General features: G+C 73.5%; 16 protein-coding genes. 7 read left to right on the top strand and 9 right to left on the bottom strand.

Annotation, left to right across the window (positions count from 1 at the left end; genetic code table 11):
- Window positions 1–4 precede the first annotated feature (4 nt).
- From hppD to E1283_RS02485, 3 genes are read left to right on the top strand one after another with little or no spacing between them, the layout of a single operon-like run.
- On the top strand, window positions 5–1,117 hold the full coding sequence (hppD, locus tag E1283_RS02495; RefSeq protein WP_243744551.1) for a 4-hydroxyphenylpyruvate dioxygenase: 1,113 nt from the start codon (window positions 5–7) through the stop codon (window positions 1,115–1,117).
- Window positions 1,114–2,250 (top strand): alpha-hydroxy acid oxidase, encoded by a 1,137-nt coding sequence (locus tag E1283_RS02490; RefSeq protein ID WP_132816077.1) that lies wholly within the window; start codon window positions 1,114–1,116, stop codon window positions 2,248–2,250. Before hppD ends, E1283_RS02490 begins: the two co-directional genes overlap by 4 nt.
- Window positions 2,247–3,545, top strand: a complete 1,299-nt coding sequence (locus tag E1283_RS02485; protein WP_132816075.1) for an aminotransferase-like domain-containing protein — start codon at window positions 2,247–2,249, stop codon at window positions 3,543–3,545. Before E1283_RS02490 ends, E1283_RS02485 begins: the two co-directional genes overlap by 4 nt.
- Before the next feature lie 32 nt (window positions 3,546–3,577).
- Here E1283_RS02485 and E1283_RS02480 read toward each other — a convergent pair whose 3' ends face one another.
- Window positions 3,578–4,549 (bottom strand): peptidyl-alpha-hydroxyglycine alpha-amidating lyase family protein, encoded by a 972-nt coding sequence (locus E1283_RS02480; RefSeq protein WP_132816073.1) that lies wholly within the window; start codon window positions 4,547–4,549, stop codon window positions 3,578–3,580.
- A 98-nt stretch (window positions 4,550–4,647) separates the two neighbouring features.
- Here E1283_RS02480 and E1283_RS02475 point away from each other — a divergent pair, with 98 nt between their 5' ends.
- Window positions 4,648–5,133, top strand: coding sequence for an RrF2 family transcriptional regulator (locus E1283_RS02475; RefSeq protein ID WP_243744550.1), 486 nt, complete (start codon window positions 4,648–4,650; stop codon window positions 5,131–5,133).
- A 101-nt stretch (window positions 5,134–5,234) separates the two neighbouring features.
- Window positions 5,235–5,687, top strand: coding sequence for a carboxymuconolactone decarboxylase family protein (locus E1283_RS02470; RefSeq protein ID WP_132816071.1), 453 nt, complete (start codon window positions 5,235–5,237; stop codon window positions 5,685–5,687).
- A 67-nt stretch (window positions 5,688–5,754) separates the two neighbouring features.
- On the opposite strand, the gene E1283_RS02465 is transcribed toward E1283_RS02470, so the two are convergent.
- Complete coding sequence (locus E1283_RS02465) at window positions 5,755–7,701, bottom strand: PhoX family protein (protein ID WP_132816069.1); 1,947 nt, start codon at window positions 7,699–7,701, stop codon at window positions 5,755–5,757.
- Between the two features lie 191 nt (window positions 7,702–7,892).
- Complete coding sequence (locus E1283_RS02460) at window positions 7,893–9,422, bottom strand: aldehyde dehydrogenase (NADP(+)) (protein WP_425086126.1); 1,530 nt, start codon at window positions 9,420–9,422, stop codon at window positions 7,893–7,895.
- Between the two features lie 113 nt (window positions 9,423–9,535).
- On the opposite strand from E1283_RS02460, the gene E1283_RS02455 reads away from it, so the two are divergent.
- A complete protein-coding gene (locus E1283_RS02455) occupies window positions 9,536–10,309 on the top strand; it encodes an IclR family transcriptional regulator (RefSeq protein ID WP_132816066.1) in 774 nt (257 codons plus the stop codon).
- 23 nt (window positions 10,310–10,332) lie between these two features.
- Here E1283_RS02455 and E1283_RS02450 read toward each other — a convergent pair whose 3' ends face one another.
- The 4 genes from E1283_RS02450 to E1283_RS02435 form a co-directional block, all read right to left on the bottom strand.
- Window positions 10,333–10,842: an NUDIX hydrolase gene (locus tag E1283_RS02450; RefSeq protein ID WP_132816064.1), complete on the bottom strand. Its 510-nt coding sequence runs from the start codon at window positions 10,840–10,842 to the stop codon at window positions 10,333–10,335.
- Window positions 10,832–12,241, bottom strand: coding sequence for an NCS2 family permease (locus E1283_RS02445; RefSeq protein ID WP_132816062.1), 1,410 nt, complete (start codon window positions 12,239–12,241; stop codon window positions 10,832–10,834). The genes E1283_RS02450 and E1283_RS02445 overlap by 11 nt, the downstream gene beginning before the upstream one ends.
- 141 nt (window positions 12,242–12,382) lie before the next feature.
- Window positions 12,383–13,579 carry a hypothetical protein gene (locus tag E1283_RS02440; protein ID WP_132816060.1) on the bottom strand — a complete coding sequence of 399 codons (1,197 nt, stop codon included), beginning with the start codon at window positions 13,577–13,579 and terminating at the stop codon, window positions 12,383–12,385.
- On the bottom strand, window positions 13,579–14,520 hold the full coding sequence (locus E1283_RS02435) for a 5-dehydro-4-deoxyglucarate dehydratase (protein ID WP_132816058.1): 942 nt from the start codon (window positions 14,518–14,520) through the stop codon (window positions 13,579–13,581). The genes E1283_RS02440 and E1283_RS02435 overlap by 1 nt, the downstream gene beginning before the upstream one ends.
- A 173-nt stretch (window positions 14,521–14,693) precedes the next feature.
- On the opposite strand from E1283_RS02435, the gene E1283_RS02430 reads away from it, so the two are divergent.
- The gene (locus E1283_RS02430; RefSeq protein WP_132816056.1) at window positions 14,694–15,515 is read left to right on the top strand and encodes an NAD-dependent epimerase/dehydratase family protein; all 822 of its coding nucleotides are present in this window, start codon (window positions 14,694–14,696) and stop codon (window positions 15,513–15,515) included.
- 254 nt (window positions 15,516–15,769) lie between these two features.
- Here E1283_RS02430 and E1283_RS02425 read toward each other — a convergent pair whose 3' ends face one another.
- Window positions 15,770–16,891, bottom strand: coding sequence for a serine hydrolase domain-containing protein (locus tag E1283_RS02425; RefSeq protein ID WP_132816054.1), 1,122 nt, complete (start codon window positions 16,889–16,891; stop codon window positions 15,770–15,772).
- A gap of 91 nt (window positions 16,892–16,982) precedes the next feature.
- Window positions 16,983–18,314: a pectate lyase family protein gene (locus E1283_RS02420; protein WP_132816052.1), complete on the bottom strand. Its 1,332-nt coding sequence runs from the start codon at window positions 18,312–18,314 to the stop codon at window positions 16,983–16,985.
- Window positions 18,315–18,360 lie beyond the last annotated feature (46 nt).

Below are 18,360 nucleotides of genomic sequence, written 5' to 3'. Positions count from 1 at the left end.
GGACGTGTCCGTGGAAACCAGTCTCGAGTACGTCGAGCTTTATGTGACCGACGCCGAAGCCAGCGCCGGAGACTTCGTTCGGGAGTACGGCTTCGAGGTGGCCGGCCGCCTCGCCCCGGACGCGGCGACGCACCGGAGCGTCGCCGTTCGGCAGGGCCGGATCCTGCTCGTGCTCACCCAGGGGCTCGCGGACGAGCACCCCGCCTCCGAGTACGTCCAGGAGCACGGGGACGGGGTGGCCGTCGTCGCGTTGCGCACCGACGACGCGGCGGCGGCCTACGCCGCGGCGGTCGATGCCGGGGCGTCGCCGGTCGCCGCCCCGCACCGTCCGGAAGGACCCGCCGGGCCGGCGGTCGCCGAGGTCGCGGGTTTCGGCGGTGTCAGACTCGCCTTCGTCCAGCATCCCGGGGCACCGGGCGGCCCGGCCGAACCCACCGCTCGCCGCGTGCCACTGCCCCCTGGTCTGGTGCCGTGCGACCAGGAGCCGCCCGGGACGGCGCAGCCCGTCCGACTCGGGGCGGTAGACCACTTCGCCGTCTGCGTCCCGGCCGGTGAGCTGGCCGCGACCGTCGCCTTCTACGAGGTCGCGCTCGGTTTCCGCATGATCTTCGAGGAGCGGATCGTCGTGGGGAACCAGTCGATGAACTCGCAGGTCGTCCAGAACGCCCGGGGAGACGTGACGTTCACCCTGATCGAGCCCGACACCACCCGGGAGGCCGGTCAGATCGACGAGTTCCTCAAAAACCACGGCGGGGCGGGGGTACAGCATGTGGCGTTCTCCGCCGACGACATCGTCCGAGCCGTCGGCATGTTGCGGGCCAACGGCGTGGAGTTCCTGGAGACCCCTCGCGCGTACTACACGCTTCTGCCGGAACGCATGGACCTGGACCGGCACGGCGTCGACGCGCTCATGAGGCTCAACATCCTGGCGGACGCCGACCACTCCGGGCAGCTCTACCAGATATTCACGCGGTCCCGGCACCCGCGGCGGACGCTGTTCATGGAGATCATCGAACGCTTCGGCGCCGAGACCTTCGGCAGTGGGAACATCAAGGCGCTCTACGAGGCCGTCGAGCTGGACAGCACCGCCCCCGGTGGCGCGCGGTCCGCGAAATGACCCACCCGGATCGGGCGTTGGGCGGCCTGCTCGCCCTCGCGGACGTGGAACGCGCCGCCCGGACGGCCATGCCGCGCGCCGTCTGGGACTTCGTCCAGGGGGGCAGCGGGGAGGAGCGGAGCCTGGTGGCGAACCGGGCGGCGCTCGACGCCCGGTACCTGGTACCGCGCGTCCTGCGGGACGTCTCCCGTGTCTCCACCGCCGCGCCCCTGGCCGGGGAGGCGGCCGCCATGCCCGTCGCCGTCGCCCCCATGGCCTACCAGCGGCTCGTGCACCCTGCGGGGGAGGTGGCGTCGGCCGAGGCCGCGCGGCGCGCCGGGGTCCCCTTCGTCGTGCCGTTGCTGAGCAGCGTGCCGGTGGAGGAGATCGCGGAGACGGGGGCCGCGCTCTGGTTCCAGATGTACCCGCTTCGGGACCGGGAGGCCATGAGCGGCGTGCTGGCCCGGGCCGAGGCGGCCGGCTGCCGCGCGCTGGTCCTCACCGTGGACGTGCCCAGGATGGGGCGGCGGCTGCGCGACATGCGGAACTCCTTCGCCCTGCCCCCCGGCGTCGGCGCCGCGCACCTCGGAGAGCCGGCCGGCGAGACCACCCGGCGCCGCCGGGTCGGGATGTCGGCGGTGGCCCGCCACACCCGCGAGGCCTTCGACCCCGCGCTGCGGTGGGAGGATCTGGAGTGGCTGCGGGAACAGACCGGAATGCCGCTGATCCTGAAGGGCGTCCTGCATCCCGAGGACGCGCGGCGGGCGGCCGCCTCCGGCGTCCAGGGACTGATCGTCTCGAACCACGGCGGCAGGCAACTGGACGGCGCCGTACCGGGATTCGAGGCGCTGCCGGCGATCCGTGAGGCGACGCCCCCAGGGATCGCCGTGCTCTACGACGGCGGGGTGCGCTCCGGAGCCGACGTGCTCAGGGCGCTCGCCCGGGGCGCCTCGGGCGTGCTGCTCGGTCGACCGGTCCTGTGGGGACTCGCGGTCGGCGGACGGCGGGGCGTGGAGCATGTGCTCTCGTTGCTGCGGCAGGAGCTGGACGATGCCATGGCACTGGCCGGATGCCGGGACGTCGGCGAGGCGGCCGAACTCGTCCTGTCCGAGATCCCACGGGGCGGACAGCACCGGCGAACGGCGAGTGGATGACCATACGGCGCGAGGACCTGCACCCGTCGCTGTCCGATCCGGCCCTGGAGTCGATGCGGTTCCTGAACGAGGCGGCCGAACGGTTCCCCCGGGCGATCTCCTTCGCGGCGGGTCGGCCCTACGAGAACTTCTTCCGGGTCGATGACCTGGACCGTTACCTGCGCGCCTTCTGCCGCTATCTCGCGAGGGAACGAGGAGCGGACGACGCCACGATCGTCAGGACGCTCTTCCAGTACGGCCGTACGAAGGGGATCATCCACGACCTCATCGCCAGGAACCTCGTGGTCGACGAGGGGATCGAGGCCGACGCCGAGAGCATCGTGGTGACCGTGGGCTGCCAGGAGGCGCTCGTCCTGGTACTGCGCACGCTGCGCCGGGACGCGCACGACGTGCTGCTGGCGACGTCTCCGGGCTACGTCGGCGCGCTCGGCGCCGCACGGCTCGTCGACCTGCCGGTATGGCCGGTACCCGAAGGTCCGCGCGGCGTGGACCCGACCGCCCTGGCCACCGCGGCCGCCGCCGCCCGCGCGGCGGGGAAGCGCCCGCGCGCCTGCTACCTCATCCCCGACTTCGCCAACCCGTCAGGGGCGAGGCTGCCGGTCGCCGCGCGCCACGATCTGCTCGACGTCGCCGCGGAGCACGACCTGCTGTTGCTGGAGGACAACCCGTACGGGCTCTTTCCGGCGGCCGAGGGCCGGCGGTTGCCCACCCTCAAGTCGCTGGACGACCGTGGCGACGTCGTCTATCTGGGGTCGCTGGCCAAGACCGGCTTCCCGGGGGCCCGCGTCGGCTATGTCGTCGCCGACCAGCGCGTCAGCTCTCCGGACGGTGGCTCGTCGCTCCTGGCCGACGAACTCGCCAAGGTCAAGAGCATGCTCACGGTGAACACGCCTCCGGTGGCGCAGGCGCTGGTGGGCGGCATGTTGCTGGAGAACGGCTTCAGCCTCGTCGGGGCCAACAGAAGGACCAGCGCCGTCTACCGGGCGCACCTCCGGCTGCTGCTCGACGGGCTGGCTCGGCGCTTCCCCGCCGCGGAGGAGTCGGGGGTCGCCTGGAACGCGCCCGAGGGCGGCTACTTCGTCGTGGTCACCCTTCCCTTTCCCGCGGACGACGCGGCGCTCATGGAGTGCGCCGAGCGGCACGGCGTGCTGTGGACCCCGATGGGGCACTTCTACGACGGGGCCGGTGGCAGGAACCAGCTTCGGCTGTCCGTCAGCGCCGTCTCCCCCGAGCAGATCGACGCGGGCCTCGACCGCCTGCGCGCCTTCGTCGCCTCCGGATCGGGCCGCCGCTGACCGCCGGGCGATGCCGGGACCGGTCGTCGCCGTCAGGCCCCGGTGCGGACGCGGGCCAGCTTCTGGAAGGGGCGGATCCGGTCCGGCCGCGGGGTGCCGGGGAACAGGTCGGCCCAGTCGGTGACGCCGACGTCGCCGACGTAGAGGTCGCCGTGCGAGTCGAGGGCGAGGGCGTGCGGGGAGAGGAACTGGCCGGGGCCCGTGCCCCGGCTGGGCTCGGCGGCCAGCGTGGAGACGACGGTGCCGTCCGCGCGGACGACGGTGACGCGGGGGCCGAGGTGGTGGCTGTCGTGGTTGACGGGCAGGTAGGGCGCCAACTCGCCGACCAGGACGAGGGGGTCCGGGCCGCCGGTGAGGGTCATGCCGCTGGGGCGGTGCACGCTGGTGACGCTGGAGAGGTAGGTGCCGTCGGCGGCGAAGATCTGGACCCGGTGGTTCTCCCGGTCGGCGACGTATACCCGGCCGCGCTCGTCGCAGGCGATGTTGTGCGGCAGGTTGAACTGGCCGTGTCGGGCGCCCGGTTCACCCCAGCCGCCGACGAGGCGCCCGTCGGTCGAGAAGACGTGGACGCGGGCGTTGCCGTAGCCGTCGGAGACGTAGATCTCCCCGCCTGGACCGACCGCGCTGTGGGTGCAGCGGTGGAACGGGGTGCCGCTCAGGAACGGGGACGGCTGCCCGGGTATCCCGATCTCCAGCAGCGGTTCGCCGTCGAGGGTGAACCGGCGCACCGTGTGGTCGCCGTTGTCGGTGAGGAGGATCGTGCCGTCGGGGCCCAGGGCGGCGCCGTGCGGGTTGGTGAAGACGCCGGCGCCCCAGGTGGCGACGAAGGTGCCGTCGCGTTCGAGGACCACGACCGGGTGCGGGCCGCGGTTGAAGAGGTAGACCCGGTCGTCGTGGTCGACGGCGATGCCCGCCACCTCGCCGAGCGCGAGGTCGGCGGGCAGCCGGGCCCACGACTCCTGGGGCACGAAGCGGAACTCGCCCTGTCCTACGGTGGTCGTCATCGATCTCACCCTTCTCCCCTTGCCTCTCTGATCGCACGCGGACCGGGGTTGCGAAACCAATTCTGGATGTCTAGAGTCCAGATTAGGAGGATGAGCGCATGCGGATGAGCGAGGGCGTCGAGTGGGCGCTGCACAGCTGCCTGAACCTGGCCTGGGCCGAGCCCGGCCAGGCGGTGACGGCGGCGCGGCTGGCGGCGTTCTACGAGCTGCCGGCGGCCTATCTGAACAAGCAGCTCCAGGCGTTGGCCAGGGCCGGGATCGTCACCTCGACCCCCGGCCCGCGCGGCGGCTTCCGGCTGGCACGCGAACCCGAGCGCATCACGCTGCTCGACGTGGTGACGGCGATCGAGGGTCCTGGCGAGGCGTTCCGCTGCGAGCAGGTGCTGCGGAAGGGGCCCGACGGCCGGGAGGACGTCGACTACCGGCTGACGTGCGCGGTCTCGCAGTCCATGCGGCGGGCCGAGCTGGCCTGGCGCAAGGAGTTGGCCGGGCAGACGCTGGCCGACATCAGGGCCACGGTGGAGCGGCGCCATCCGCGGACCCCGCAGCGGACCCGCGACTGGTTCGCCAGCCGCCGACCCTAGGGTGCGCGGCGGGAGGCCCGTCGCGCACCCCGCCCAAAATCTGGATATCAAAGGTCCTGGAACTCCAGGATGAGACGAGTGGGAAGAGGAGAGCGAGAGACATGCGGGCACGGATGAGCCTCAGGAAGTCGGCGGCCAAGGGGATCCTCGGCATGCAGGCGGTGGAGGCGTACGTCGGGTCGACGACGCTGCCGCACGCCGTCCGGGAGTTGGTGAAGCTGCGGGTGAGCCAGATCAACGGCTGCGGCTTCTGCGTGGACATGCACGCCAAGGACGCCCAGCGGGCCGGCGAGACCGACGAGCGGCTGTTCTCGGTCGCGGCCTGGCGGGAGGCACCGTACTTCACGGACGCCGAACGGGCGGCGCTGGCGCTCGCCGAGTCGGCGACGCGGATCGCGGACAACCCCGAGGGCGTCCCGACGGAGGTGTGGGACGAGGCGGCCAGGCACTTCGACGAGGAGCAGCTGGCCGGGCTGGTGGTGGCCATCGCGGCGATCAACGCCTGGAACCGGATGAACGTCACCCTGCGCCAGCCGGCCGGGGCCGCGATGTAGCAACGGACATGGCGAGGGGGCGGCCCGGTTCCGGGCCGCCCCCCTGCCTGCGGTGCCGCGGCTCGGGCTACGCGCCGATCACGCCGCCGTCGGTGCGGGTGATGACGACGGTGGCGGAGCGGGGGCGGCCCTCCGGGTCGAAGTCGGGCCAGTTGCTGACCGCGCGGGGGTTCTCCGGGGACGGGGCGCCCCAGGCGGTGGTGGCCTCGCCGGGGTGCTGGACGTTGACGAAGAGGGTCTTCTGGTCCGGCGTGAAGGCCACGCTCGTGATCTCGGCGCCGCGCGGGCCGGTCAGGAAGCGGCGGATCTCACCGGTGTCGGGGTCCGCGACCAGCAGCTGGTTGTTGCCGATGTTGTCGTAGCCCCTGGAGGGCAGATTCTGCGAGGAGTTGGAGACGTCGGTGAGGATCCAGAGCCGGCCGTCCTCGTCGAACGCCAGGCCGTCGGGCGAACCGAAGACGTTGGTCTCGTCCAGTTCGACGGCCGGGTCGTACTCGGGGTCGCCCGCGAGCACGAAGATGTCCCACTCGAAGGTGGTCGAGGTGTTGTCGCGCCGCTTCTCGGTCCACCGGACGATGTGCCCGTACGGGTTGGGCTTGCGCGGGTTGACCGCGTTGTTCCAGCCGCTGCCGTTGGTGAGCGTGCAGTAGACGTCCTGGTTGCGCGGGTTGACGGCGATCCACTCGGGGCGGTCCATCCGGGTGGCGCCCACCGCGTCGGCCGCCTCGCGGGTGCGGAGCAGCACGTCGGCCTGGTCGGCCCAGCCGTTCTGCCGGGTGAGCGGGCCGCGACCGTGGACGAGCGGCAGCCACTCGCCGTTGCCGTCGTCCTCGAAGCGGGCGACGTACAGGGTGCCGTGGTCGAGCGGGCTGCGGCCGAGCGCCCGCTGCACGCGCCAGTTGCCGTCGCCGACGAACTTGTAGATGTAGTCGCCGTCCTGGTCGTCACCGGTGTAGGCGACGACGCGGCCGCGGGACTCGGTGACCGTGCAGCCCTCGTGCTTGACGCGGCCGAGCGCGGTGCGCTTGACGGGCTTGGCGTCCGGCTTCATCGGGTCGATCTCGACGACCCAGCCGAAGCGGTTGATCTCGTTCGGGTTGGCGGCCAGGTCGAAGCGCGAATCGGCCTCGTGCCAGCGGTAGCCGCCGCCGGCGCTGCTGACGCCGTAGCGGGCCTGGCTGGGGGTGGGCTCCCAGTCGGCGTCCTCGGTGCCGAAGTAGTTGTTCCAGTTCTCCTCGCACGTCAGGTACGTGCCCCACGGGGTGTAGCCGTTGGAGCAGTTGTTGAGCGTGCCGGCGGGCCGGTCGGCGGCGCGGAGGCTCGGGTGCGAGGCGCGGACCGGACCGGAGAAGTCGACGGGGGTGTCGCCGGTGATCCGGCGGGCGCGGCGGGACTCGGCGACCCGCCAACCGCCGTCGCGGCGCTCGATCTCGACGACGCTGACGCCGTGCGCGGCGACCGCCTTGTCGACCTTCTCCGTGGTCATCTCCTCGTCCCCGTCGGGGAAGAGGAGCTGCTGGTCGACGTACTCGTGGTTGACGACCAGCATGCCGCGGCGACTGCCCTCGCGCCCGTTGCCGAGCGGGAAGAAGTGCATGCCGTCGTGGTTCATGCCGACCTGCTGGGCCTGCTCGGCCGCGGAGTTGGAGGCGTCCTTGCTCCAGCGCGGGCCGCTCGGGCGGATCGGGGTGCCCCAGGGGATCAGGACCTGGGTCTGGTAGCCCTCGGGGACGACGAGGGTGTCGTCACGGCTGACCGAGACCGGGTCGAAGCCCAGCAGCGGGTGGCGGCCACCGCCGCGGCCGGCGGGGGCCCTGGTGGGCTCGGCGGCGACGGCGGTCGAGCCGAGCTGGGCCGCGACCAGGAAGCCGGCGGCGGCCACCGTTCCGCCCTTGAGTGCCGCGCGGCGGGACATCCGCCGCTCGACGACCTCCCCGAACGTGCGGTTGCCGGAGGGGTTGGAGCTCACCTCGTCCGGGTCGACCTCGGGAAAGACCGGGCGCTGTGCTGACATCGCGAGTCCTCACGTCCTGATGAATCTGGGGGGATCGGTGACGTGGAGGCTAGGAGGAGTCGATGGCATCGAGAAGCCCTGAAGGTGAACGGAAGACCACCGCCATACATACGGCCTATTCACCGGAATGGTGAACTCCGCCGTCTGTATGACGGTGTGTCTACGCTGCGCCCCGGACGGGGGGCGATCGCTCAGTGCTCGCGGCGGCCGTCGACCCGGCGCGGCAGGCCGAGCGGGTTGTCCTCCCGCAGTTCGGGCGGCAGCAGCGCGGGCGGCGCGCTCTGGTAGCTGACCGGCCGCAGCCAGCGCTCGATGGCGGTGACGCCGACCGAGGTCGAGGTGGAGGTGGTGGCCGGGTAGGGGCCGCCGTGGTGCTGGGCGGGCGTGACGGCGACGCCGGTGGGCCAGCCGTTGACCAGGATCCGGCCGGCGATCGGGGTGAGTTCGGCGAGCAGCCGGCCGCCCTGGCCGCCGTCCCCCGCGCCCTCGGCCTCGCTGAGGTGGAGGGTGGCGGTGAGGTTGCCGGGGAGCCGGGAGAGCACGGCGGTGATCTGGTCGGCGTCGGTGTAGCGGACGACGACGGTGAGCGGGCCGAAGCACTCCTCGAGCAGCAGGTCGTGCGGCCCCTCGGCGGCGAGCCGGTCGGCGGCGACGGTGAGGAAGCCGGCGGCGACCGTGCGCGCGTCGCCCGGGCCGGCCGCGACGGGGGCCTCGACGCCGTCCAGGGCGGCGCGTTCGCCGACGCCGGCCAGGAACGCCTCCCGCATCCGGCCGTCGAGCAGCACGCCGGGGGCGGCCTCGCCGACCTTCTTGGTGAGCGCGTCGACCAGTTCGTCGCCCGCGGTGCCGGCGGGCGCGAAGACCAGGCCCGGCTTGGTGCAGAACTGGCCGACGCCCATGGTCATGGAGCCGGCCAGGCCGCCGCCGATCTCGCCGGCCCGCTCGCCGGCGGCGGCCTCGGTGACGACCACCGGGTTGAGGCTGCCGAGTTCGCCGTAGAACGGGATGGGCGCCGGACGGGCGGCGGCGGCGTCGAACAGCGCCCGGCCGCCGCGGATCGAGCCGGTGAAGCCGGCCGCGCCGACCAGCGGGTGCCTGATCAGCTCGACGCCGGCCTCGAAGCCGTGCACGACGGTGACGACGTCCTCGGGAAGGCCGACCCGGGCGGCGGCCCGGCGCAGCGCGGCGCCGGTGAGCTCGGAGGTGGCCGGGTGGTCGGGATGCGCCTTGACCACGACGGGGCAGCCGGCGGCGAGCGCGCTCGCGGTGTCGCCGCCGGGGACGGAGAACGCGAGCGGGAAGTTGGAGGCGGAGTAGACGGCGGCGACGCCCAGCGGGATCTTGTAGCGGCGCAGGTCGGGGCGGGGCGGGGTGAGCGAGCCGTCGGCGTGGTCGATGATCACGTCCAGGTAGCCGCCGTCCGCGACCTCGTCCGCGAAGGCACGCAACTGCCCTGTGGTGCGGGCGAGTTCACCGGTGAGGCGGGCGCTGCCGAGGGCGGTCTCGGCGTCGGCGGCCGCGAGGATCGCCTCGCCGTCGGCCTCCAACTGGTCGGCGGCGGCGCGCAGCAGCGCGATCCGGGTGTCGCGGTCGGCGAGGGCGGCCCGGGTGGCGTGCGCGGCGCGGACCGCGGCGTCCACCTCCGCCGCCGTGGCCTCGGTAGCGACCTGCTCCCGCTGCTTTCCGGTTCGCGGGTCCACGCTCCACACTGGTACTGCCACCGGAATCGATCCTCCTGCTGGACGCGTGCTACTGTTCGGGATTCTGAACATCGTCCCTGTATGTGAATATCCGTGGGGACTCTATAGCGGCTCGAACAAGGGGGTCAAGGTCGATGTCAGCGAGCGAGACGCCGGGGGCGCCCCAGGTCAAGTCGGCGGTGCGCACGGTCGAGCTGCTGGAGTTCTTCGCCGGACGGCCGGGCATGCACTCGCTCGCGGACGTCCAGGCGTCGGTCGGCTACCCCAAGTCCAGCCTGTACATGCTGCTGCGCACCCTGGTCGAGCTGGGCTGGGTGGAGACGGACGCCACCGGCACCCGCTACGGCATCGGCGTGCGGGCCCTGTTGGTCGGCACCTCGTACATCGACGGCGACGAGGTGGTCGCGGCGGCGCGGCCGACGCTCGACCGGCTCTCCGACGACACCACCGAGACCATCCACCTGGCCAGGCTCGACGGCACCAACGTCGTCTACCTCGCGACCCGCGCCTCCGAGCACTACCTGCGCCCCTTCACCCGGGTCGGCCGTCGGCTGCCGGCGCACTCCACCTCGCTCGGCAAGGCGTTGCTCGCCACCCACCCGGACGAGCAGGTGCGCAGGCTGCTGCCGGAGAAGCTGGAGCGGCTGACCGAGCACACGATCACCGACCGGGAGCGGCTGATCGAGGAGCTGCACGAGGTGCGGGAGCGGGGCTACGCGGTGGACCGCGAGGAGAACACGCTGGGGCTCAGCTGCTTCGGCGTCGCCGTCCCCTACCGCACCCCGGCCCGGGACGCGCTCAGTTGCTCCGTCCCGGTGGCCCGTCTCACGCCGGCGCACGAACAGCTGGTCAAGGAGGCCCTGTTCGACGCCCGCGACCGGCTGGCGATGGCGACCCGCCACCTCTAGGCCCGGTCCGGTCGCCGGCTCGGTCAGTGGTGCCAGGGCAACCGCACCGGTTCGGCGGGGAGTCGGCCGGCGAGCAGGCCGGGGAGCAGTTCCGGCAGGCCGAGCGGGATGACGCGCTCCGCCGTGGTGGCCAGCTCGGCGACCGGCCACCAGCGGTGGCCGGTGGTGGTGCCGCGTTCGTAGGGCTCCATCCGGCCGGTGTCCACCTCGTGCGTGTCGACCCGGTGCAGGAAGAAGACGTCCTCGAACCGGCCGCGCTTCCACCCCAGGTCGGCGTAGCCGCCGGTGAGCGCCACCGGCCGGCCCAGCTCGGCGGGGGCGGCGCGCAGCCCGGTCTCCTCCCACAGCTCGCGGGCCGCCGCGGCGGCCAGCGGCTCGCCGCGGCCGACGCCCCCGCCGGGGGTGAGCCACTCGGCGCCGCCCGAGGGCGGCGCCATCCGGAAGAGCAGCAGCCGCTCGGCGGCGTCGAGCAGCAGGACGCGGGCCGTGCGGCGGGCGAGCCCGCGCCGCCGGCCGTCGTCGTCAGTCGACACCGAGCGCCTGGCGGATCGGGTCGATGGCGAAGTAGACGGCGAACAGCGCCGCGGTGATCCACAGCAGCCAGTTGACGTCGCGGGCCCGGCCGTGGACGACCTTCAGCAGGACGTAGGCGATGAAGCCGGCGCCGATGCCGTTGGTGATGGAGTAGGTGAACGGCATCACGACGATGGTCACGAACGCGGGGATGGCCAGCGTGTGGTCGCTCCAGTCGATCGTGCCGACCTGGACCATCATCAGGAAGCCCACCACCACCAGCGCGGGGGCCGCGGCCTGCGAGGGGACGACGGCGGCCAGCGGCGAGAAGAACAGGGCGAGCGCGAAGAGGCCGCCGGTGACCAGGTTGGCGAAGCCGGTGCGGGCGCCCTCGCCGACGCCGGCGGCCGACTCGATGTACGAGGTGTTGGAGGACGCCGAGGCGGCGCCGCCGGCCGCGGCGGCGAGGCCGTCGACGAACAGCATCCGGCCGAGCCGCGGCACCCGGCCGCGCTCGTCGAGCAGCCCGGCCTCGCCGCTGACGGCGACGGCGGTCCCCATCGTGTCGAAGAAGTCGGTCAGGAAGAGCGTGAAGACCAGCAGCACCACGGTGATGAACGTGATCTCGCCGAACGCGCCGAACAGGCTGAACTGGCCGAGCAGGCCGAAGTCGGGGCTGGCCACGATCTCGTCGGGCACCGTGGGCACCGACAGGCCCCAGGCCGCGTCGTCGATGTCGGCGATCGCGTTGATCACCATCGCCAGCACGGTGGTGGCCAGGATGCTGATCAGGATGGCGCCCTTGACCCTGCGGGCCAGCAGCGCGAACGTCAGCAGCACGCCGACGCAGAAGACCAGGGACGGCCAGCCGTGCAGCTCGCCGGAGCCGCCGAGGGAGAGCGGCGGAGCGCCCTCGTGGCCGGCGACGAAGCCGGCGTCCACGAAGCCGATCAGCGCGATGAACAGTCCGATGCCGACGCCGATGGCCTGCTTGAGCGCCATCGGGATCGCGTTCATCACGGACTCCCGCAGCCCGGTGGCGGAGAGCGCGCACAGGATGATGCCCTCCAGCACCACCAGGCCCATGGCCTCGGGCCAGGTCATCCGGGGCGCGATCTGGAAGGCCACCATGGCGTTGATGCCGAGGCCGGCGGCGAGCGCCAGCGGCAGGTTGGCGGTGACGCCCATCAGCACCGTCATCACGGCCGCGACGAGCGCGGTGACGGTCACCAGCTGCGGGAAGGAGAGCTGGTCGCCGTTGATGTCGGTGGCACCGCTCAGGATGATCGGGTTCAACACCAGGATGTAGGCCATGGTGAAGAACGTGGCGAAACCGCCGCGTATCTCCCGGCCCATGGTGGAGCCCCGCTCGGATATCTGGAAGTAGGAGTCCAGGCGGGCGAGCGGCGATGACGGCATCGTTGAATCCTTGACGACAGGCGGGTGGGGACTGAGGGATTGTGCCCGCTCAGTGGGGTTCGTGGGTTTTCTCCATGTAACACGATGCCGCACCGTTACCGAATCGCCGCCTGCGCTTCCCGGGCCGGCCCCCCGCCGGTCTCAGAGCTTCGCCAGGGCCTCCCGCACCGCCGTCAGGTCGTCGTCGCTGGCCAGGCCCGCGTGGTAGAGCCGCAGTTCGGTGGCGCCGAGCGCGGCGGCGTGCGCGGCGTCGGCCGCCAGCTCGCGGGGCCGGCCGCCCATCCCGGCGACCACCTGGAGGTTCGCGGCGAGCGTGGTGCCGGGCCCGCGATGGGGGACGAAGGGCCCGAGCCCGGCGGCCCGGACGGCGTCGCCGCCGGTGCAGGGCACCACCACGCCGTCGGCGTGCGCCAGGACGTCGGCCGGGTCGACGCCCGCGTTGGCGCCGAGCCGGTGCGGGGCCGGCTCGGCGTGCAGCAGCACCCGGAAGCCGGCGGGTGCCGCGGCCCGGACGGCGGCGACCGTCTCCCGCTGGAAGGAGCTGGCGACGGCGGCGCGCCAGCCGGCCGCGGCGGCGGCCAGGTCGGCGCCGAGCAGCTCGACGACGGCCGCCCACTCGCCGCCGGCGACCGGCGGTGCCGGGCGGCCGACGCCGGCCCAGAACGGCGCCAGCGCGCGCCCGACGGCCGCGCGCAGCTCCTCCGGGTCGGCGCCGTGGTCGGCGTAGCCGGCGCGGCAGACCCCGCAGAAGCAGAGCGACATCAGCTGGCCGCCGACCGGGCCGAGCGAGGCGCCGCCGATCTTGTCGTGGGCGTGCAGGTGGTCGAGGCCGTACCAGCCGCAGGACTCCAGCTCGGTGCCGGCGGCCCCGGGGCGGACGGCGGCCTCGACGGCCAGCGTCGCGGCGTACTCGCGCACCTCGGGGCGGGCGACGCAGGGCGCCCACGGGTAGTGGTCGCCGTGCGCGTTGACCACGGTGGACTCGGGGTGCTCGGCGCCGAGCCGGCCGTTGTGGGCGAGGATCACCCAGCTGTGCGTCTCGACGCCGGCGGCGGCCAGCCGCTCGGCGGCCGCGCCGTAGGGGTCGTCGCCCGGCACCCAGTCCTGGCGGTACGGGCGCAGCCGGCGGCCCGCCCAGCGGGCCTCGTCGGGTGGGTAGTAGACGGCGGAGTGCCGGGCGGTGACGATCCGGTGCGCGGGGTGGCGCGGGGTCAGGGCCCGGGTGGAGTGGTAGGCCGAGGCGAGGGTGACGGAGGCCACGCCCAGCTCGGCGACGCGGTCGGCGGCGGCGGGGTCGCCCACCACGTCCCACGGGTAGAGGAAGGCGGCTGCGCGCATCAGGCGGTCACTCCGTCCAGCAGGCCGAGGCCGTTCTCGATCAGGGTGGCGAGCTCGGCGAGGTGCGCCGGCTCGGGCTCGGCCAGCGGGGCGCGTACCTCGCCGACGTCCAGGCCGCGGATCCGCACCCCGGCCTTGACGAGGGAGATCGCGTAGCCGTGGCCCCGGTCGCGCAGCTCGACCAACGGCCGGTAGAAGCCGTCGAGCAGGCGGCGGACGGTGTCGTGGTCGTCCCGGCCGAGGGCGGCGTGGAAGGCGAGGGCGATCTCGGGGACGAAGCAGAAGACGGCCGAGGAGTACAGCGTGACCCCGAGGCCCCGGTAGGCCTGGCCGGTGAGTTCGGCGGTGGGCAGGCCGTTGAAGTAGCGGAACCCCGGGCGTTCCGGGTGGGCCGTGCGGACGGCGGAGATGACGCGCTGGAGCAGGTCGAGGTCGCCGAGGCCGTCCTTGAGGCCGATGATCCGTGGGTCGCCCGCGAGTTGGGCGACGGACTCGGGGGTGAGGACGGCGTTGTCCCGCTGGTAGACGATGAGTTGCAGCCGGGTCGCGGCGGCCAGCTCGCGGTAGTGGCGCAGCAGGCCGCGCTGGCCGGGGCGCACCAGGTAGGGCGGCAGGACGAGCAGGCCGTCGGCGCCGGCCACTTCGGCCCGGCGGGCCAGGTCGGCGGCGACGGCGGTGCCGTGGCCGACGCCGGCGACCACGGGCACCCGGCCGGCGGCCTCCTCGGCGGCGGTGGCCACGCAACGCTGGTACTCGTCGGGGGTCAGGGCGTGGAACTCCCCGGTGCCGCAGGCGGCGAACACCGCGCCGGCGCCGGCGTCGAGGCCGGCCCGCAGGTGGGCCCGGTAGGCGTCGAGGTTGAGGGCGCCGGTGGCGTCGAAGGGCGTCACGGGAAAGAAGAGCAGTCCTTCGAGTCGCCCGGCCAACCCGGCTTCCGTCATTCGCTTCTCCCTGCGAGGGTTCCCACCTGTGCACGTCCATGACAGGTGTCCACATTCCTGAACGAACACGCTAGATGAGCCGCAATTCGGCGGTCAAGGTGTCGTTGACGAGGGGGGAGCCACGCCCTAGGTTGTTTCCATATATGAACGATACAGACGGGACGGAACTGAAGATGGCCGCGGCTCAGCACGCTGAACGCACCGTTCTCCTCACCGGCGCCGCGGGGGGCGTCGGCACGCTGATGCGTGAGCTGCTGCCCCAGTTCGGTTACCGGCTGCGCTGCCTCGACCTGGTGCCGGTGCCCGGCGTGCCCGACGCGATCGTCGCCGACCTGGGGGACCGTCAGGCGCTCAGGGACGCGGTGCGCGGCGTGGACGCCGTGCTCCATCTCGCGGGCATCTCCCTGGAGTCCACGTTCGAGAAGATCCTGCGGGCCAACATCGAGGGTACCTACAACCTGTACGAGGCGGCCCGCGAGGAGGGCGTGCGGCGCGTGGTGTTCGCCTCCAGCAACCACGCGGTGGGCTTCACCCCCTGGCCGGCCCCCGGCGAACGGCCGGTCCCGGTCGACACCCCGCGCCGGCCCGACACCTTCTACGGCCTCTCCAAGTGCTTCGGCGAGGACCTGGCCCAGCTCTACTGGGACAAGCACCGCATCGAGACCGTCACGGTCCGCATCGGCTCCTGCTTCCCCGAACCCACCTCGGTGCGGATGCTCTCGGTCTGGCTCAGCCCCTCCGACGGCGCCCGCCTGTTCGACGCGGCGCTCAGCGCGCCCGGCGTGGGCCACACCATCGTCTACGGCTCCTCCGCCAACACCCGCTCCGTCTGGGACCTCTCGACCGCCGAGGCCATCGGCTACCGGCCCCAGGACGACTCCGAGCCGTTCGCCGACAAGCTGCTCGCCGAACACGGCGAACTCGACCTCACGAGGCCTGAACAGGCCCGACTCGGCGGCCACTTCGTGACCGACCCGCCCATCTGGCCCCACTGAATCGCTGCGCGGCGCCACGGGGGTGACTCGCCCGTCCCGGCGCGGGTAGCCCGGCCTCGGCCGAGACGCCGGTTCGCTGCCGCGCGGCGCGGGGCCCACGCGCCACGGCGCGGCACGCCGCAGGCTTGCTGCCGGGCACCGTGTGCCCCGGCGGCCACCGCCGGTGGGCGGGTACGCGTCGGCCGTCAACGATCGGCCGAACGCGGCTCGTTCACCGAAGGTGACGCCCACGCGGCGCGCCGTGCCGCCGCGGGTCACCGCCGTCGGCGGCGGACGCAGGCGCGGGTGGTGGTGGCCAGGCGTTCGGCGTCGGGGCCCGCGCCGCCCGGGGTCGGCACGCGGCGGCGGGTGTAGCCGAAGGCGAGGCCGGCCGCGGGGTCGGCGAACGCCATGGAGCCGCCGGCGCCGTCGTGGCCGAAGGCGCGGGCGCCGAGGTACGGCGCGGCGACCATGAAGCCGAGGCCGTGGGCGCGTTCCATGCCGAGCACCAGGTCGCGGCCGGTCGAGTACGGCTGGGCGCACTCGGCCAGCGTGTCCGGCGTCAGCAGGGCCAACCCGGCCGCGTAGAGCGCGGCGAGGCCGCGGGCCGAGCCGACGCCGCCGACCGAGGCGGGGCCGCCGGCCCTGATCTCCGGGAGGTTGGGCAGCGCGGCCAGGTCGACCGACGACGGGTGCTGGAGGTTGTAGGCGATGCCGGCCAGGCTGTCCGGTTCGATCGGCGCCGGCTCGACGGCCGGCGGTCGCGGCGGCAACACGTCGATCACCCGCGGCAGTTCGCTCGCCGGCACACCGAGGTGGAAGTCGACGTCGTGGGGCCCGGCGAGGCGGGCGCGGTAGACGTCCCGCAGGGTGGCGCCCGAGACGCGCCGCACCAGTTCGGCGGCGAGCGCGCCGATGGTCAGCGAGTGGTAGCCGAAGGCCGTGCCGGGCCGCCAGTACGGGCGCTGCGGCGCCAGCCGCTCCGCCAGGGCGGCGTCGTCGGCCACCTCGGCCAGCGAGAAACCGCCGTCGACGCCGACCAGACCGGCCCGGTGGCCCAGCAGCTCCCGCACGGTGACGCCCGCCTTGCCCGCGGCGGCGAACTCCGGCCAGTAGGCCGCGACCTCGCGGTCGAGATCGAGCGCGCCCTCCTGGGCCAGCAGGGCGACCACCAGGAACGCGGCACCCTTGGTGGAGGAGAACACGCCGAGCAGCGAGTCCCCCGCCATGCCGGGCCCGCCCCACAGGTCGACCACCCGCCGGCCGTCGACGTGGGCGGCCACCTGGGCGGCCAGCTCGGGCTCCGCGGCGAGCAGCGCCGCGAACTCCTCGCGCACCGGCTCGTATCCCTCGGCCACCGTGCCCTGGACGGCCAGGTCGCTGGTCTGGGTCGTCATGTTCCCCACTCCTTCGTGCGTGATCGGCGTGCCGGCCGCGCCGTCGACGGTGCAACGGCGCGGCCGGCACGTCTCGTTCCCGAGCCGGCGGTCAGGCCCCGGCCCAGAGGGCCACCAGCGCCGGGACCACCAGGGGGTGGTCGACGCGGGCCCGCAGCGTCGGCGTCCAACCGGCGTCGGAGCCGATCGCGGCGTCCGGGTTGGCGGCGTTGTGCGCGGCCAGCAGGTCGACGGGGCGGCCGTTGACCCGGTTGCCGTGCTCGGTCATCGAGGTGTTCGGGTTCCAGCGGTGGATGACCTCGGCCGGCGCGATGTCGGCGGGCAGCGTCACCGCGTTGTACTCGGCGACCAGCGCCGACTCGAGGCCGATCCCCCAGTGGTAGCTGTAGGCCGCGCCCGGGTCCTGCCTGAAGTGGTTGTTGTAGGCGTCGACCTGACCGAACCTGACGCGCGGCGTGCGGGAGTTGACGTTGTGGAACAGGTTGTGGTGCAGCGTCACCCGCAGCCGGCCGCGGTCGTCGGCGCCCGCGCCGTCCCCGTTGCCGATCAGCATGGTCTTGTCGTGCTCGGTGAACACGTTCCAGCTGATCGTGACGAGGTCGGTGCCGCGCACCACGTCCAGCTGGCCGTCGTGCTGCTGGAAGAGCCGGCCGAAGTACTCGGGCTGCTCGGCGTCGGGGCGGCGGCCGTCGGTGAACGTGTTGTGGTCCACCCAGACCCGGCGCGAGCCGTACAGCACCAGGCTGTCGTACTCGGAGTTCCAGGCGCCGAACTCGCCGTCGGTCGGGTCCCACTGGGGGAAGCAGTCGAAGGTGTCCTCGAAGGTGAGGTCGCGGACGACGACGTTCTCCCGGCGCCGGACGTCGAGCGTGGCGCCGAGCAGCCGGGCGCCCCGGCCCGCGCCGACGATGGTGGTGTCCGACGGCACCGAGAGCACCACCCGGGCGCGCTGGCGGAGTTCGGAGGCGGTGCGGGCCTCCTCCATCGGCCCGGACGGGTCGGCGTCGCCCCAGGTCCCGGGGTCGTAGGCGGCCAGGTAGCCGTCCAGGGTGTAGCCGTCGGTGGCGTAGTCCTCGCAGCTCAGCGGGTTGCCCGCGGCGTCGGTGTTGGCGTCGATGGTGCCGCGGATCCGGATGATCCGCGGCGCGCCCGGATCGTCGGCCAGGGCGGCGGCCAGCTCCTCCCTGGTGGTGACGGTGTAGTCGTGCTCGGCGTCCGCCGCCGAGCCGCCGGTGACCGGGCCCTCGGCGGAGCCCCAGCCGTCGCCGGCCCTGAGCACGGCGCGCCCGGGGTCGGGCGGCGCGAAGGAGGACCCCGTGGTGGGGGAACCCGTGGCGGAGGACTCCGCGACGGCGGCGGCCGGCGGCAGCAGGCCGAGGCCGAGCGCCGCGCAACCGAGCACGGCGAGGCGTCTGAGGAACATGGCGGCTCCAGGGGATCGGGCGGTGCGGTGGTGGACGGTGGGGGAC

Source organism: Streptomyces hainanensis (assembly GCF_004348415.1).
GTDB classification, from domain to species: Bacteria; Actinomycetota; Actinomycetes; order Streptomycetales; family Streptomycetaceae; genus Streptomyces; species Streptomyces hainanensis.
This window is presented reverse-complemented; position numbering and strand designations above follow the sequence as displayed.

Bases quoted from the DNA above. Each gene is read 5' to 3' on its own strand.
- E1283_RS02490 (WP_132816077.1), top strand. From the start codon at position 1,114: ATGACCCACCCGGATCGGGCGTTGGGCGGCCTGCTCGCCCTCGCGGAC.
- E1283_RS02485 (WP_132816075.1), top strand. From the start codon at position 2,247: ATGACCATACGGCGCGAGGACCTGCACCCGTCGCTGTCCGATCCGGCC.
- E1283_RS02480 (WP_132816073.1), bottom strand. From the start codon at position 4,549: ATGACGACCACCGTAGGACAGGGCGAGTTCCGCTTCGTGCCCCAGGAG.
- E1283_RS02475 (WP_243744550.1), top strand. From the start codon at position 4,648: ATGCGGATGAGCGAGGGCGTCGAGTGGGCGCTGCACAGCTGCCTGAAC.
- E1283_RS02470 (WP_132816071.1), top strand. From the start codon at position 5,235: ATGCGGGCACGGATGAGCCTCAGGAAGTCGGCGGCCAAGGGGATCCTC.
- E1283_RS02465 (WP_132816069.1), bottom strand. From the start codon at position 7,701: ATGTCAGCACAGCGCCCGGTCTTTCCCGAGGTCGACCCGGACGAGGTG.
- E1283_RS02455 (WP_132816066.1), top strand. From the start codon at position 9,536: ATGTCAGCGAGCGAGACGCCGGGGGCGCCCCAGGTCAAGTCGGCGGTG.
- E1283_RS02445 (WP_132816062.1), bottom strand. From the start codon at position 12,241: ATGCCGTCATCGCCGCTCGCCCGCCTGGACTCCTACTTCCAGATATCC.
- E1283_RS02440 (WP_132816060.1), bottom strand. From the start codon at position 13,579: ATGCGCGCAGCCGCCTTCCTCTACCCGTGGGACGTGGTGGGCGACCCC.
- E1283_RS02435 (WP_132816058.1), bottom strand. From the start codon at position 14,520: ATGACGGAAGCCGGGTTGGCCGGGCGACTCGAAGGACTGCTCTTCTTT.
- E1283_RS02430 (WP_132816056.1), top strand. From the start codon at position 14,694: ATGGCCGCGGCTCAGCACGCTGAACGCACCGTTCTCCTCACCGGCGCC.
- E1283_RS02425 (WP_132816054.1), bottom strand. From the start codon at position 16,891: ATGACGACCCAGACCAGCGACCTGGCCGTCCAGGGCACGGTGGCCGAG.
- E1283_RS02420 (WP_132816052.1), bottom strand. From the start codon at position 18,314: ATGTTCCTCAGACGCCTCGCCGTGCTCGGTTGCGCGGCGCTCGGCCTC.